Origin of the sequence: Streptomyces sp. 11x1 (genome assembly GCF_032598905.1) — a bacterium.
In the GTDB taxonomy this organism is placed as follows: domain Bacteria; phylum Actinomycetota; class Actinomycetes; order Streptomycetales; family Streptomycetaceae; genus Streptomyces.
Genome location: NZ_CP122458.1, coordinates 5561481 through 5575153 on the forward strand (window position 1 = coordinate 5561481; position 13673 = coordinate 5575153).

The 13673-nt window shown below is 70.0% G+C and carries 15 protein-coding genes and 1 pseudogene; 8 read left to right on the forward strand and 8 right to left on the reverse strand.

From position 1 onward, the window contains the following. Window positions 1-340: 340 nt before the first annotated feature. Window positions 341-874: a hypothetical protein gene (locus P8T65_RS24360; RefSeq protein ID WP_316727344.1), complete on the forward strand. Its 534-nt coding sequence runs from the start codon at window positions 341-343 to the stop codon at window positions 872-874. Between the two features lie 464 nt (window positions 875-1338). On the opposite strand, the gene P8T65_RS24365 is transcribed toward P8T65_RS24360, so the two are convergent. From P8T65_RS24365 to P8T65_RS24380, 4 genes and pseudogenes are all read right to left on the reverse strand, one after another. Next, on the reverse strand, window positions 1339-1821 hold the full coding sequence (locus P8T65_RS24365; RefSeq protein WP_316727346.1) for a sulfite exporter TauE/SafE family protein: 483 nt from the start codon (window positions 1819-1821) through the stop codon (window positions 1339-1341). Window positions 1822-1838: 17 nt separating this feature from the next. Further along, a pseudogene (locus P8T65_RS24370) lies at window positions 1839-2458 on the reverse strand (site-specific integrase); the annotation flags it as partial. A 169-nt stretch (window positions 2459-2627) separates the two neighbouring features. Continuing rightward, on the reverse strand, window positions 2628-3647 hold the full coding sequence (trxB, locus tag P8T65_RS24375; protein ID WP_316727347.1) for a thioredoxin-disulfide reductase: 1020 nt from the start codon (window positions 3645-3647) through the stop codon (window positions 2628-2630). Continuing rightward, window positions 3644-4057, reverse strand: a complete 414-nt coding sequence (locus P8T65_RS24380) for an arsenate reductase ArsC (RefSeq protein WP_060905627.1) — start codon at window positions 4055-4057, stop codon at window positions 3644-3646. The genes trxB and P8T65_RS24380 overlap by 4 nt, the downstream gene beginning before the upstream one ends. A 91-nt stretch (window positions 4058-4148) precedes the next feature. On the opposite strand from P8T65_RS24380, the gene P8T65_RS24385 reads away from it, so the two are divergent. The 3 genes from P8T65_RS24385 to P8T65_RS24395 are packed head-to-tail and all read left to right on the forward strand — an operon-like array spanning window position 4149 to window position 6297. Then, a complete protein-coding gene (locus P8T65_RS24385) occupies window positions 4149-4457 on the forward strand; it encodes a metalloregulator ArsR/SmtB family transcription factor (RefSeq protein WP_316727352.1) in 309 nt (102 codons plus the stop codon). After that, the gene (locus P8T65_RS24390; RefSeq protein WP_316727353.1) at window positions 4454-5233 is read left to right on the forward strand and encodes an MIP/aquaporin family protein; all 780 of its coding nucleotides are present in this window, start codon (window positions 4454-4456) and stop codon (window positions 5231-5233) included. Before P8T65_RS24385 ends, P8T65_RS24390 begins: the two co-directional genes overlap by 4 nt. Continuing rightward, on the forward strand, window positions 5230-6297 hold the full coding sequence (locus P8T65_RS24395) for an ArsO family NAD(P)H-dependent flavin-containing monooxygenase (RefSeq protein WP_316727354.1): 1068 nt from the start codon (window positions 5230-5232) through the stop codon (window positions 6295-6297). Before P8T65_RS24390 ends, P8T65_RS24395 begins: the two co-directional genes overlap by 4 nt. A 99-nt stretch (window positions 6298-6396) precedes the next feature. Here the strand turns inward: P8T65_RS24395 and P8T65_RS24400 are convergent, their stop codons facing one another. Continuing rightward, window positions 6397-6774, reverse strand: a complete 378-nt coding sequence (locus P8T65_RS24400; RefSeq protein ID WP_316727355.1) for a metalloregulator ArsR/SmtB family transcription factor — start codon at window positions 6772-6774, stop codon at window positions 6397-6399. 49 nt (window positions 6775-6823) lie between these two features. Next, window positions 6824-7882 carry an NAD(P)/FAD-dependent oxidoreductase gene (locus tag P8T65_RS24405; protein ID WP_316727356.1) on the reverse strand — a complete coding sequence of 353 codons (1059 nt, stop codon included), beginning with the start codon at window positions 7880-7882 and terminating at the stop codon, window positions 6824-6826. Window positions 7883-7986: 104 nt separating this feature from the next. On the opposite strand from P8T65_RS24405, the gene P8T65_RS24410 reads away from it, so the two are divergent. The 4 genes from P8T65_RS24410 to P8T65_RS24425 all read left to right on the forward strand — a co-directional run bounded on the left by P8T65_RS24410 (window position 7987) and on the right by P8T65_RS24425 (window position 12031). Then, window positions 7987-9369 carry an NAD(P)-binding domain-containing protein gene (locus tag P8T65_RS24410; RefSeq protein WP_316727357.1) on the forward strand — a complete coding sequence of 461 codons (1383 nt, stop codon included), beginning with the start codon at window positions 7987-7989 and terminating at the stop codon, window positions 9367-9369. Window positions 9370-9396: 27 nt separating this feature from the next. Next, complete coding sequence (locus tag P8T65_RS24415; RefSeq protein WP_316727359.1) at window positions 9397-9867, forward strand: ArsI/CadI family heavy metal resistance metalloenzyme; 471 nt, start codon at window positions 9397-9399, stop codon at window positions 9865-9867. A gap of 7 nt (window positions 9868-9874) precedes the next feature. Further along, complete coding sequence (locus tag P8T65_RS24420; protein WP_316727360.1) at window positions 9875-11095, forward strand: MFS transporter; 1221 nt, start codon at window positions 9875-9877, stop codon at window positions 11093-11095. A gap of 495 nt (window positions 11096-11590) precedes the next feature. After that, window positions 11591-12031, forward strand: coding sequence for a hypothetical protein (locus P8T65_RS24425; RefSeq protein ID WP_316727362.1), 441 nt, complete (start codon window positions 11591-11593; stop codon window positions 12029-12031). Window positions 12032-12085: 54 nt separating this feature from the next. On the opposite strand, the gene P8T65_RS24430 is transcribed toward P8T65_RS24425, so the two are convergent. Together P8T65_RS24430 and P8T65_RS24435 are read right to left on the reverse strand one after the other, a co-directional pair. Continuing rightward, on the reverse strand, window positions 12086-12649 hold the full coding sequence (locus P8T65_RS24430; protein ID WP_316727364.1) for a DUF4232 domain-containing protein: 564 nt from the start codon (window positions 12647-12649) through the stop codon (window positions 12086-12088). A 792-nt stretch (window positions 12650-13441) separates the two neighbouring features. Next, window positions 13442-13591 (reverse strand): hypothetical protein, encoded by a 150-nt coding sequence (locus P8T65_RS24435; protein WP_316727366.1) that lies wholly within the window; start codon window positions 13589-13591, stop codon window positions 13442-13444. Between the last annotated feature and the right edge of the window lie 82 nt (window positions 13592-13673).

The window sequence follows — 13673 nt, forward strand, 5'->3', positions numbered from 1 at the left end:
TCGGGCTGACGTAGGTGGGGATGGGGGCAAGGCACCGCACGGAGTTTCCCATCCACGGCCGGGCCGTGCTCCACCGACGCGTATGACTTCGGTGGGCGACCTTGGTCTCGACCACTGGCACGCGACACCACGCGCCGTCGCGGCACCGATCGCAGCAACCCCGCCAAGGGGCAGCACCCGACGGCCGACGCGGCTGGGCTCAAGGCATCTGCTCGGTCGGCAGCTGGGTGGCACGGGCGCCATTCCGTCAGGATGTCCGGCACGCCGAAGCCAGTGATCTTGGCGTCATGCGAAGAGAACGTTCAACCTCGGTAGCGAATATGCAGAGGACTGGTCACTCATGTTGAGCACTGTCGGTGAACTCGAAAGAGCCCTGCCGGGGCTGCTCCCCTTGCGATCCGCCGTGCGCAGGGAGATCAACTGGCCAGAGATCGTGCGTGCTCTCGGCTCGGACCTGCCCAGGGACTACAAGGAGCTGTGCGAGGTATACCCGAGCTTCTCCATCGGGGACTTCCTGCTCGTGACGACTGCTGATCCGGGGCGCGAGTCCGAGTTCGCGACGGACATGCTGGAGGCCCTGAACGTGCTGGAGGATCTGGCGCAGGACGACATGTCCGGCGGATACGTTCCCTTCCCCCAGCCCGGAGGGCTCCTGCACTGCGCTGAATCGAGCTCCGGCGACATCCTCTACTGGCGCACGGACGGCGACGATCCGGACGCCTGGCCCGTGGTGGTGAGTACCAGGAACGACGACTGGTGGGAGCACGACAAGGGATTCCTCTCACTCCTGGCAGGACTGATCTCCGGGGCGGTACCTCCATGGGGGTTGCCGGATCCTTTTCCTGGGAGCGACGCAGAGGTGAAGCTGGCGTGAGGTGGCTCAGGGGAGCGCGGTCGAGACCTGGGGCGAGACAAGAGGGGCGACCTTGGCAAGGACAAGGACCCCTTGGGGGGCGACATCGCGCGTGGCTGCGGTCGTCGTTCTTCTGGCGATCGAGAGCCGCTGCTCAGCCGACCGTCCTGCGTGAGCGATGCGTGAGCGGATGATGCGGCAGAGGCCGTCACGGCGCGGACGGATCAAACGGCGGCACCCGCTCTGGCCAGGCAGTTCCGGACACCTGCGGAGCATCCGGAACCACCCAGCGAGATCACGCCAGGACTTTTAATCCATTGGTTGTGGGTTCGAGTCCCACAGGGCCTACCGGTGGTGGGGGAGGCAAACAGCCTCTGACCTGCTACGCAGCGCCTGAGTCGGCTTCGGTCGGGTCGGGCGCTGCTTCGTTTTCGGGGCTGTGCGTGAGCGGATGTTCGCATGACGGGCGGGCCGTGCCGGTGTGGTCAGTCGTGCCGGGCGAGATTCACCGGGGATACGAGCAGGATCACGGCCAGCACGGGGATGAGGATCAAGTCGGGGAACACACCGAGGAGTAGCCCGCCCAGCAGGGCGCCGACGATCGAGCCTGCGGCCATGACCATCGTGAACCGGAGCTTGGCGCCGAGCACAGCGAAGCTGCCGTCACGGCTGTAGCGGGCGAAGGCGACCAGCATGGTCGGCAGGGACACCAGCAGGGAGAGGGTTCCGGCGGTCTTGATGTCCTCTCCGAACAGCAGCACGATCGTGGGGATGAGCAGCTCGCCTCCGGCCACGCCCATGATCGCCGCGACGACCCCGATGCCGAACCCGGCCGCGACTCCGCACGGCACCTGGGCCCACAGCGGCAGCGCGAGCGTGTCCAGCGTGGTGGTATGTGTGATCAGCAGGGCAGCGGCCATGAGCACCATCAGGGCGGCCAGCACCTTGTAGAGGGTCGCACTGCGCATACGCACAGCCCAGTGGCGGTGTTCTGCCAGGCGGAGCCCCACTCGGCGCGCTCCTTCTCCTGACGGCCTTGTGGTCGCCCAGGGTGGCGATGTTCATGCTGTCGAGCGCGATCGTGTTCGCGTTGCCGTCCGTCTTCGGCTCGGACTCGTAGGGGTCCCAGCCGTCCACCACGATCTCCTCGGCGGGGGTGATGAGGCCGGCGTCGAGGTCGATCTCGTGCCAGTCCTGGCCGACCGCCTCGCCACGCCGGAGGCCGCGCGTGCCCATGAGGGGGAAGATCGCGTACAGCCGGTCGCCCTCGGCGGCGTCGAGAAAGGCTCCGAACTGCTGCGGGGTCCACACCATGACCGGGCCCGGCATCTCGCCCGTCTCGCGCCACCGCCGGACCCGCTCCTCCGTCCACAGGAGGGGCTTCGGGCGCCTGCCGGACTCCAACTCGACGTGGGAGGCCGGGTTGAAGGTGATCAGCTGCTGGGCGATCGCGGAGTTGAGGGCCGCGCGGAGAGTGCGGTGAATCGCCTGACGACTGGCCGGGCCGGTTGTCTTCCGGAACGGCTTCATCTCCGCCAGCTTGGCCCGTTCGGCCGCGAGCAGCTTCCGCTCGGCTCCGACGGGGCGTCCGGGCTTGCTCGGTCGGCCCACCAAGGCCATGCCATCCGCTGGACCCTGGAGATCCGTGCCGCCCGGCCGGTGGGTGATTCGATGTGTCAATGCTGATGCCCGTGCCGTCTGCGGCACGGGCATCAGTTCAAAGCATGGCGCCTCGGCGTTGGTGTCGCGGCGTTGGCGTCGCGGTGGGTGTCGCTCAGACCGCGGCCGTGATCTTGTCCGGTTCAGGCGTCTGCTCGGTGTCGGCCAGAGCGGCGAGGTACCGCTCGGCGTCCAGGGCGGCGGCACAGCCGGAGCCGGCGGCTGTGATGGCCTGGCGGTAGGTGTGGTCGACGACGTCGCCGGCGCCGAAGACGCCCGGGATGTTGGTGCGGGTGGAGGGGGAGGCGACCTTGAGGTAGCCCTCGCCGTCCAGGTCGAGCTGGCCGGTGACCAAGTCGGTGCGCGGGTCGTGGCCGATGGCGACGAACAGCCCCGTGGCCGGGAGATGCGAGGTCTCGCCGGTGGCGGTGTCGCGCAGGGTGAGCCCGGCGAGCTTGCCGCCGTCCTCGTGGATCGCGGCGACCGCGCTGTTCCAGGCGAAGGAGATCTTCGGGTCGGCGAACGCGCGGTCCTGCATGGTCTTGGACGCGCGCAGGGTGTCGCGGCGGTGGACGACGGTGACGGAGCGGGCGAAGCGGGAGAGGAAAGTGGCTTCCTCCATCGCGGTGTCGCCGCCGCCGACCACGACGATGTCATGCTCGCGGAAGAAGAAGCCGTCACAGGTCGCGCAGTACGACACACCCCGGCCTGAGAGATCGTCCTCGCCGGGCAGACCCAGCTTGCGGTGCTGTGAGCCGGTCGCCACGATCACGGCCTTGGCGCGGTGGACCGTACCCGCGCTGTCCGTGACGGTCTTGAGGGCCCCGGTCAGGTCGACCTCGACGACGTCGTCCGGGACCAGCTCGGCGCCGAAGCGTTCGGCCTGGGCCCGCATGTTCTCCATCAGCTCGGGGCCCATGATGCCGTCGCGGAAGCCGGGGAAGTTCTCCACCTCGGTCGTCTGGACCAGCGCCCCACCGGCGGTGACCGCGCCCTCGAAGACCAGGGGCTTGAGCGAGGCGCGGGCGGTGTAGAGGGCGGCGGTGTATCCGGCGGGGCCGGAGCCTATGACGATGACGTTGCGGATGTCCGCGGGTGTGTTCTCGGCCGCGGTCGCGCCGGTCGCGGTGCTCATGCCTGCGGCTCCGGCGCGATCTCCTTGATCAGGCCCTCGACCAGCACCTTGATCTCGTCGCGGATCGGGCGGACGGCCTCGACGCCCTGGCCCGCCGGGTCCTCCAGTTGCCAGTCGAGGTACCGCTTGCCGGGGAAGACGGGGCAGGTGTCGCCGCAGCCCATGGTGATGCAGACGTCGGACTCCTTGACCGCGTCCACGGTGAGCATCTTCGGGACCTCGGCGGAGATGTCGATGCCGACCTCGGCCATGGCCTCGACGGCGGCCGGGTTGACGCCCGCGCCCGGGTTGGAGCCGGCGGAACGGACCTCGACACGGTCCCCGGCCAGGTGGGTCAGCCACGCGGCGGCCATCTGGGAACGGCCGGCGTTGTGGACACAGACGAACAGCACGGAGGGCTTGTCGGACATCAGAGGTCTCTCTTGTCTCACGACGGCATCAGGTGCGAATGATGTCAGCACCTGGTGGTGTCAGCCACCACTGATGTGACAGTATCAGTCCATGATGACGTCAGTCGACACTGACCTGATCCGGGTGCTGGCCGACCCGCTCAGGCTCCAGATCGTGACCCTGCTCGCCAACGAGATGCTGTGCACCACCCACCTCGTGGAGGAGACCGGTGCCCGGCAGACCAACCTCTCCAACCACCTGAGAGTGCTGCGCGAGGCCGGAGTCGTCGAGACGGAACCGTGCGGCCGGTTCACCTACTACCGGCTCAAGCCCGACGTCATCGCCTCACTCGCCAGCCAGTTCGCCGACCTGGCCGAGTCCGCCCGCACCGCCGCCGAGAACAAGAGGGCCTGCCCATGACCCCCGCCGAAGCCACCGCGACCGCGGAGTCCGCCCCAGCCGCTCCCGTACCCGCCTCCGTCGGGCCCGCCCCGGGCGCCACCCCGCCGCGCAGGCCCCTGGTCGCCCGGGCCGCTGCCGAACTCATAGGCACGGCGCTGCTGGTGGCGGTCGTGGTCGGCTCCGGCATCCAGGCCACGGAACTGAGCAAGGACGTCGGCCTGCAGCTGCTGGCCAACTCCACGGCCACAGTCTTCGGCCTCGGTATCCTGATCCTGCTGCTCGGCCCGGTCTCCGGCGCCCACTTCAACCCGGTCGTCACGCTGGCCGAGTGGTGGACGGCCAGGCGCGGCGGTGCCGGCGTCACCCCGCGTGAGGTTGCTGTCTATCTGCCCGCGCAGGTCGTGGGAGCGATCGCGGGCGCGATCCTGGCGGACGCGATGTTCGGCGAGCCGCTGGTGAAGTGGTCCACGCATGACCGGTCGGCGGGTCACCTGCTGCTCGGTGAGGTCGTCGCGACGGCCGGTCTGATCCTGCTGATCTTCGGCCTGGCCCGCTCGAACCAACTGCGCTTCGCGCCCGTCGCGGTCGCCTCCTACATCGGCGCCGCCTACTGGTTCACCTCCTCCACGTCCTTCGCCAACCCGGCGGTGACCATCGGCCGCGCCTTCACCGACACCTTCGCGGGCATCGCGCCCGGCTCGGTCGCCGGGTTCGTCGGTATGCAAGTCATCGGCGGCGTGGTCGGCTTGGCCCTGGTGGCCCTCATCTTCATGCCCGGACGATCGGCCGAGTGACCCCCAACAGGACCCAGGTGGTGGTGATCGGCGGAGGCCAGGCCGGACTCGCCGCCGGCTACCACCTGCGCCGTCTCGGCCTCGACTTCGTCATCCTCGACGCCCAGGCCACACCGGGCGGTGCCTGGCAACATGCTTGGGACTCGCTCCGGCTGTTCTCTCCGGCCGCGTACTCCTCGCTGCCCGGCCGCCTCATGCCACCGCAGACTGGCGCGACCTACCCCGACGCGCAGCACGTGGTGGAGTACCTCACCGACTATGAGAAACGCTACGAACTGCCCGTCGAGCGACCCGTCCGCGTCCTCGGTGTCCACCGGGACGGCCCACTCCTGCACGTGGAGACGGATTCCGGTACTTGGCACGCTGGCGCGGTGATCAGCGCGACCGGCACCTGGTGGCGCCCCTTCCTGCCCGCCGTCCCCGGCCGGCCAGAGTTCCGCGGACGCCAACTGCACACCGTCGAGTACCGCAGCCCCGCCGACTTCGCCGGGCAGCGCATCATCGTGGTCGGCGGCGGCAACTCCGGAGCCCAGATCGCAGCCGACCTCGCCTACGACAGCGACCTGACGTGGGTCACCCAGCGCCCGCCCCGCTTCCTCGCCGACGACATCGACGGCCGCGTCCTTTTCGACGTGGCAACCGCTCGTCGTCGAGCCCTGGATGAGGGGCGTACGGACGTCGGCGGTGTTGCCTCCCTCGGTGACATCGTCGCCGTCCCACCCGTACGCAAGGCCCGCGACATCGGGCTGCTCAAGGCGAGCCCGATGTTCCGCCGCCTCGTACCTGGCGGCGTCGAGTGGGCCGACGGCACCCGCGTCGAGGCCGACGCGATCATCTGGTGCACCGGCTTCCGGCCCAATCTCTCCCACCTCGCCCCGCTCCAACTGCGAGGCGTGCGCGGCCACATCGCCACGACGGGCACCCACGCGGTCGGCGAATCGCGTCTGCATCTGCTCGGATACGGCGACTGGACCGGCCCCGCCTCCGCCACGCTGATCGGTGTCGGCCGCCCGGCACGGGACGCGGCTCGCGAGATAGCCCAGCTCCTGGCAGCCGGTAGCTGATGCGATAGGCGGTGCTCTGGGTCTCCGTGGTCCTGAGTCCCTACGACTGGGGCCATCGCCGTGTGGGACCACAGCCTCTCGACGGATGACCAGTGACGCTCAGGCCGCCGACGCGGCCTTGGTCAGCAGCCGGCCCATCGCGGCGAGAACCGACGGCTCGACCCGGTAGTACACCCAGGTGCCGCGTCGCTCGGAGGTGAGCAGGCCGGCCTCCTTGAGCTTCTTCAGGTGGTGGGAGACGGTCGGCTGGGAGACGCCCACGTCGGAGATGTCGCACACGCACGCCTCACCGCCCTCGTGGGAGGCGACGGCGGAGAACAGCCGCAGGCGTACGGGATCGCCGAGGGCCTTGAACATCCGCGCGGCCGTCTCGGCCTCCTCCGCGGTGAACGGGCGCTCGGTGAGCGGCGGGCAGCACGGCGCCACGGCCTCACCGGGAGCGGGGTCCAGCAGCGGCAGCACCTTCGTATTCGACATGCATCTATGTTGACATATGTCGAACCAATGGTGCGAGGGTCGGACCGCCTCAGCTTCGGGTGAGGTGGGCGGCGAGGTGCCGCGCGATCCGTTCCGTATCCCGGCCGACCCCGCGAAGGGAGTTCGAGGGCAGGCCGCGCTGCCACTCCAGCCCCACGTAGGCGAGTCCGGGATGGGTGAGCGAGACGTCCTCGCGGTGGATCGGGTGGCCGTGCTCGTCGAGCGCGCCGAGCGGGCCCAGGTAGGCGAGGTCGGGCCGGTAGCCGGTGGCCAGCAGGATCGTGTCGACCTCCTCGCTGTGGCCGCCGGCCCAGGTGACCTTGGCGCCGTCGATCCCCGTGAACATGGGGCGCCGGTCCGGAGCACCGGACGTGATGGCGGCCCGGTAGCGGCCGTCATCGATGACCGGCTGGGTCGGGGGCGTGCGCAGGAACCGGCCGAGGGGCAGGGTGTCCGCCCCGGTCCGCTTCAGCCACCAGTGCAGATCCCGGCCCAGGGTGCGCTGTGCCGCGAAGTGCACCGGGTGCCGCGTGGCGAGGGTGACCTGGGCGTGCGCGGCCGGCTCGGCGGCGATCTGCGCGGCGGAGTTCCCGGCGCCGGCCACCACTGTGCGCTGCCCTGCGAACGGACCCGGCGTGCGGTACTCGGCCGCGTGCAGCACCGCGCCGGCGAAGCCCTCCAGCCCGGGCAGCGCCGGACAGTAAGGGCGGCCGAAGGTTCCGGAGGCCGCGACCACGCCCCGTGCGGACAACTCGCCTGCGCCCTCCAGGTCCAGGGCGAAGGTGCCGTCGACGGCTGCCCGGACCTCCCCGACGCGCGTCCTCGCACGGATGTCGGCATCCAGCCGGTCGGCGTAGCGCAGCAGACAGGTGACGACCTCGTCCCGGTGTGGATGGCGATCCGGGTCCCCGCCGAAGGGCATCCCGGGCAGCGAGCTGTATCCGGCGGGAGAGAAGAGGGTGAGGCTGTCGTAGTAGCGCGGCCACGATCCGGTCGGCCGGTCGGACGCCTCCAGGGCCACCGGCTCCCGCCCCTGTCGGCGCAGGGCGTGCGCTGCGGCCAGTCCCGACTGACCGCCCCCGATCACCGCTACGTCCACCTGTTCCATCCGCACTCCTGAATTCGATGAATGTCTATGTTGACGTCTATCGATACAGGTGTCATGCTGGGCGGCGCAAGAGATCGACGGATATCGAAACAAAGGGGAATCCAGTGGCTGCGTCCATTGACAGCGTGCTCACCACCGGCCAGCTGCCCGTTGTGGTCATCGGCGCCGGCCCCATCGGTCTGGCCGCCGCCGCCCATCTCGTCGAACGCGGTCTGGAACCCCTGGTCCTGGAGGCCGGCCCGAGCGCGGCCAGCGCCGTCCGCGAGTGGTCCCATGTCCGGCTGTTCTCGACCTGGGGCGAGGTCATCGACCCGGCCGCCGAGAAGCTGCTCGCCCCGACCGGCTGGGTCAGCCCGGACGCCACCGCCTACCCGACCGGTGACGACTGGGCAGAGCGTTACCTCCAGCCCCTCGCAGACGCCCTCGGGGACAAGGTCCGCTACGGCGCCACCGTGACCGGTGTCGCCCGCGCCGGCCGCGACCGCATCGTCGACGCAGGCCGCGCCGAGCAGCCCTTCACTGTGCACGTCCAGTCCGCCGACGGACGCGAGGAACGGATCACCGCTCGCGCTGTCATCGACGCCTCCGGTACCTGGTCCGTCCCCAGCCCCATGGGTGCCGACGGCCTGCCCGCCCTCGGCGAGAAGGCCGCCGCCGAGCACATCACGTACCGAGTGCCGGACCTCGACGACCCCGCCATCCGTGCCCGTTACGCGGGCAGGCGCACTGCCGTCATCGGCTCCGGGGCCTCCGCCTTCACCGCCCTCGCCCTCCTCGCCGATCTCGCGAAGGACGAGGACGGCACGCACACCGTATGGATCCTTCGCCGTGGCATCGGCGCCACCACCTACGGCGGCGGCGAGGCCGACGAACTGCCCGCACGAGGCGCACTGGGCCTGCGCGCCAAGGCCGCCGTCGAGGCCGGCCACGCAACCGCCGCCACCGGCTTCCGCACCGAGGCAGTCGAACGAGACGGCGACCGGCTCGTCCTGATCGCGGAGGACGGCCGCCGCCTGGACCCGGTCGACGAGGTCATCGTCCTCACCGGCCTCCGCCCCGACCTGACGTTCCTCTCCGAACTCCGCCTGGGCCTCGACGAACGTCTCCAGGCCCCCACCGCCCTTGCCCCTCTTATCGACCCGAACGTCCACTCCTGCGGCACCGTCTACCCGCACGGCGTGATCGAGCTCTCCCACCCCGAACAGGGCATCTACCTGGTCGGCATGAAGTCCTACGGCCGTGCGCCCACGTTCCTCGCCATGACCGGCTACGAGCAGGTCCGCTCCATCGCCGCCGCGATCGCCGGCGACCACGAAGCCGCCGAGCGGGTCGAACTCACGCTCCCCGAGACCGGTGTCTGCGGCGGCGCGGGTCTGTTCGACGAGCCCGACGCGGCACAGGGCAGCGAGGGCGGCGGATGTTGCGCCGCCCCCACCACGCTCCAGATCGGCATCGGCGCCCCGGCCACCACCTCCGGCGGCTGCTGAACACCCACCCACCCAAGGAGGTTCGCCATGACATCCCGCGTACAGCTCGCCCTCCGCGTCCCCGACCTCGAAGCGTCCGTGTCCTTCTACACGAAGCTCTTCGGCACCGAGCCCGCCAAACTCCGCGACGGCTACGCCAACTTCGCCATCACCGAGCCCCCGCTCAAGCTCGTCCTCATCGAAGGCACCGCGGACGAGGCGACCCGCATGGACCACCTCGGCGTCGAGGTCGAGTCGACCGAAGCGGTCCGCGCCGCCACCGCCCGCCTGGGCGAGGCCGGCTTGGCCACCGACGTGGAGAACGACACCACCTGCTGCTACGCCCTCCAGGACAAGGTCTGGGTCCACGGCCCCGGCCAGGAACCCTGGGAGGTGTACGTCGTCAAGGCCGACGCCGACTCCCTCGCCAAACAGCAGGGCAGCACCTGCTGCACCGGTACGGCCGCTGCCTCCGGCGCCGGCGCGAAGGAGCCGGTCGCCGCAGGCGGCTGCTGCTGATCCGCCGATGACCGACCTCCGTGCCAGCGGGGCCGTCACCGGGACGGGGGTCCGGTCACGGCCCCGCGCCGCGCTGCCCGCCTTGTGCGCAACCCAGATCACCAGCTGGGGAATCGTCTACTACGCCTTCCCCGTCCTCAATCCGCAGATCACCGCCGCCACAGGCTGGTCGACCACAGCCACCACGGCAGCCTTCTCGGGCGCGCTCCTGATCTCTGCCCTCACCGGCATACCCGTCGGCCGCATCCTCGACCGTCGAGGACCACGCACCGTGATGACCACCGGGTCTGTCCTGGGCGTCCTAGCCGTGCTGGCCGTCGCCTCCGCACCCAACCTGATCGCCTTCACCGCCGCCTGGCTCTTGGCCGGCGTCGCGATGGCCGCCACCTTCTACCAGCCCGCCTTCGCCGCCCTCACCCGCTGGTGGGGCGAGGACCGCATCCGCGCCCTCACCATCGTCACCCTCGCCGGCGGCCTGGCCTCCACCGCATTCGCGCCCCTGACCGCCGCACTCGCCAAGCACCTGAGCTGGCGCAACACGTACGCCGTACTCGCCCTGGTCCTGGCCCTCGTAACCATCCCCGCCCACGCCCTCGCGCTACGAGGACCTTGGCCACCCGCCCCAGCACCACCGTCTCAACGGCGCACCGACAACAGCACCTCGGTGACCCGCAGCCGACCGTTCCTGATGCTCGCCACGGCAATGACCTTGAACAGCTTCGCCATGTACGCGGTCGTCATCGCCCTCGTACCCCTGCTGATCACCCGCGGCGCCAGCCCAACGGCTGCTGCCTGGGCCCTCGGCCTGGGCGGTGCGGGCCAGACCCTGGGCCGCACCCTGTACGCCACCCTCGCCCGGCGCACCGGCGTCACCACCCGCACCGTCGCCCTGATCACGCTCGGCGGCGCCACGACCGCCGCCTTCGCCGTGGTCACCGGCCCTTTTCCCTTGCTGGTCGGCATCGCGATCGTGGCCGGCATGGTGCGGGGCAACCTCACCCTCCTCCAGGCCACCGCCGTCACCGACCGCTGGGGCACCACCCACTACGGAAGCCTCTCCGGACTCCTGGCAGCCCCGGCCACCATCGCCGCCGCCCTGGCTCCTTTCGCGGGAGCCGCCTTGGCTGGACCCCTTGGCGGATACCCCGGCCTGTTCACTGCGCTCGCGCTGACCTCCGCCGTCGCAGCACTCCTCACCCTGGGAAGTGATGCGGACTGTCACAGCTAGGAATGTGAGTGGACCGAACTTCCGCCGGCCGGACGCCGAGCCGTACAGGCGACGGCGACGATGAAAGAGCTGTTCAGCCTGCCTTCTTGCGTGAGCGATGCGTGAGCGGACGGAGCCGCACAGGTCATCACGGAGGAGACCACGTAACGAGCCACAGCTGTCCTGACCAGGTGGTTCCGGAAACCGAAGCAGCGTCCGGAACCACCCAGCAAGATCACGCCAGGACCTTTAATCCATTGGTTGTGGGTTCGAGTCCCACAGGGCCTACGGTTCGCGGGTGGGGGACATCCCCTCCGACCTGCGGTGCAGCGCCCGAGTCGACTTCGGTCGGGTCGGGCGCTGTGGCGTTCCCGGGGCGGCTGGCTCGATCCGTAGAGGCTGACGCGCTCTGTCGCCAACCGGCGCTGTGCCCTACCGTCAGCGCATGGGGGACAGTGGCGGTGGGAAGCCCATGAAAGGGCCAGGCGCCGAGAACGATCCTGCAAAGGGGGTTCGGTGGAAGCTGAGTTGATGGCACTCGCTGCCGCGGGAGCCACGGCATTCGTTCAGCAGATGGCGACGGACTCCTGGACACAGGCCCGTGACCGCATGGTCTCGTTCTTCTCGCGTCACCGTGGTGGTGAAGAGGACGTGATCGAGGGGGAGCTGGAGACGTCGCGTGCCGAGATGACGGCGGCGCTGGAGGCCGGTGACGAGCAGACGGCCCTGGATGTGGAGTCGGAGTGGCGAACGCGGTTGCGTCGCACTCTGCAGTCCAACCCGGCCGCCGCGTCCGAACTGAGGTCGATACTCGATGACTTGATGCCCGGTGGGGAGAGGCAACAGGCCGCGGATGTGGACAACACGATCAGTGGTGGCGTTCAGCACGGCCCGGTGATTCAGGCCGGCAACGTGGGTTCGCTCCATTTCTCGGGTCACGAGCCGCACCTGTCCTGAACACCGGGCCCACGGTTCGAGGGCGGGGGCATCCCCTCCGACCTGCCGTACGCGCTACCAGGCGAGGGCGTCCGCCGCGTTGCCCTGCCAGTAGGTGACGGTGGCGGCGCTGTTGAAGAAGACACCGCCCTTGGACAGCTTCAGGGTCTTCTCCGCGCCCGTCGCGTCGCCCTTCCTGTCGGCGAAGATCACGCCCAGGGTCTTGATGCTGCTGCCGCCCTCACCGTCAGGGGAGTACGTCGTGATGCCGGCGTACGCGGACTTGCCGGGCTCGAGCATCAGCACGGACTGCGGCGTCGTCTCCTCGGCCCACGCCACCGGGGCCTGGGCGTCCGCGCCGGCCCTGAGGAACGGGGCGCTGTAGACGTAGCAGGGCTTCGAGCCGGTGTTGGTGGCCTTGAGCAGCAGGTGGTTGATCGGTCGGGTCGGCGTGGAGACGGTCACCTTGGTGTTCGCCGCGGTGCACGTGACGATCGAGGGCGCCTTCTTCTGCGTGGCGGCGGAGGCGGTCTGCCCGGCACCCTGGAAACCGATCACCGCGAGGGCGGCCGCGACGACCATGGAGGAGGCGGCTGCTCGGGCGGCGAAACGAGTGGTGAGACGAGTGGTGATACGCATGAGGGACTGCCTTCTCTGAGCATTCGGAAGATGGGCGTCGTACCGCGAACCGGCGCAGGGCGCCCCTGTTCGCTCGTGCCGATCACGGAGTCACCGCTCGTTCCGGTGGGACGCCGTGGTGGCGATGACCCAAGACTGTGCCCGGCCCCGTCCCAGCCGCCATTCCTCCGGGATCTTCGGGACGCTGGAACGCTCAGACCGCCTCTGAACTGCACATACGCGGCACTTCTGGAACGCCGGACGGAACGGCTGCAGGGTGCTGAACGGTGGTGCCAGGGCGCGGAACGCCCGCGGTGGTGGTGGCCATGGGTGCGGCTTCAGGCGCCGTCGGGGAGCCGGGGCCGCCCTTCGTGTGGTGTGGGACCCGGCCGCCCGCGGATCCGCTGCGGGGCCGTACGACCTGTCTGTACGACCGTGCCGGCGGCACCATCCGCTTCGAACGGGCCCCCGCGCTCGTCGCGTCCCCGGAGACAGCGCGGCCACCAGGAACATCGGGCACACGCTCGTCGCGAGGCAGCCGCACCTCAGCCTCGTCCGGCTCCTCGCCTGCACCCTCGGTGCCGACGGAAAGCTGACCCTCCGGCACCGCCGAGCGATCACCGCGGCCGGGTCGGAGGACCGCGTCCAGGGCTTCACCGCCCGCAAGGGTGAGGGTCTGGGGGACAAGGGTGCCTGGTTCAAGCTGGCCGACCGGGTGGTCGCTGTCGAATTCGGAGCGGTGACGAGTCGTCCATACCCGGGGCAGGCAACCGGCGGGGGCGTGCACCACGCGCGACCCCTTCAGCCGTTTGGCTAGTCCTCTTCGGCGGTGCCGTCCGATGACTCCGGCATCGCGATGACGTACGTCCCCTTGGCGGGCAAGGTGGCGACGAGCCCTCGCTTCCAGAGTTCGACGACAGCTCGACGCACGGTGCCGATGCTCACCCGATACAGATCGGTCAAGAGGTGTTCTGGCAGTGAACCGAGGCCGGTCGGGGCGGCGGGTCGGGTTCACCGCCGCCGCGACCGGCATTCGGCGGCATCG

Bases quoted from the DNA above. Each gene is read 5' to 3' on its own strand.
- P8T65_RS24405 (WP_316727356.1), bottom strand. From the start codon at position 7,882: ATGGAACAGGTGGACGTAGCGGTGATCGGGGGCGGTCAGTCGGGACTG.
- P8T65_RS24390 (WP_316727353.1), top strand. From the start codon at position 4,454: ATGACCCCCGCCGAAGCCACCGCGACCGCGGAGTCCGCCCCAGCCGCT.
- P8T65_RS24365 (WP_316727346.1), bottom strand. From the start codon at position 1,821: ATGCGCAGTGCGACCCTCTACAAGGTGCTGGCCGCCCTGATGGTGCTC.
- trxB (WP_316727347.1), bottom strand. From the start codon at position 3,647: ATGAGCACCGCGACCGGCGCGACCGCGGCCGAGAACACACCCGCGGAC.
- P8T65_RS24415 (WP_316727359.1), top strand. From the start codon at position 9,397: ATGACATCCCGCGTACAGCTCGCCCTCCGCGTCCCCGACCTCGAAGCG.
- P8T65_RS24430 (WP_316727364.1), bottom strand. From the start codon at position 12,649: ATGCGTATCACCACTCGTCTCACCACTCGTTTCGCCGCCCGAGCAGCC.
- P8T65_RS24360 (WP_316727344.1), top strand. From the start codon at position 341: ATGTTGAGCACTGTCGGTGAACTCGAAAGAGCCCTGCCGGGGCTGCTC.
- P8T65_RS24400 (WP_316727355.1), bottom strand. From the start codon at position 6,774: ATGTCGAATACGAAGGTGCTGCCGCTGCTGGACCCCGCTCCCGGTGAG.
- P8T65_RS24385 (WP_316727352.1), top strand. From the start codon at position 4,149: ATGATGACGTCAGTCGACACTGACCTGATCCGGGTGCTGGCCGACCCG.
- P8T65_RS24420 (WP_316727360.1), top strand. From the start codon at position 9,875: ATGACCGACCTCCGTGCCAGCGGGGCCGTCACCGGGACGGGGGTCCGG.
- P8T65_RS24380 (WP_060905627.1), bottom strand. From the start codon at position 4,057: ATGTCCGACAAGCCCTCCGTGCTGTTCGTCTGTGTCCACAACGCCGGC.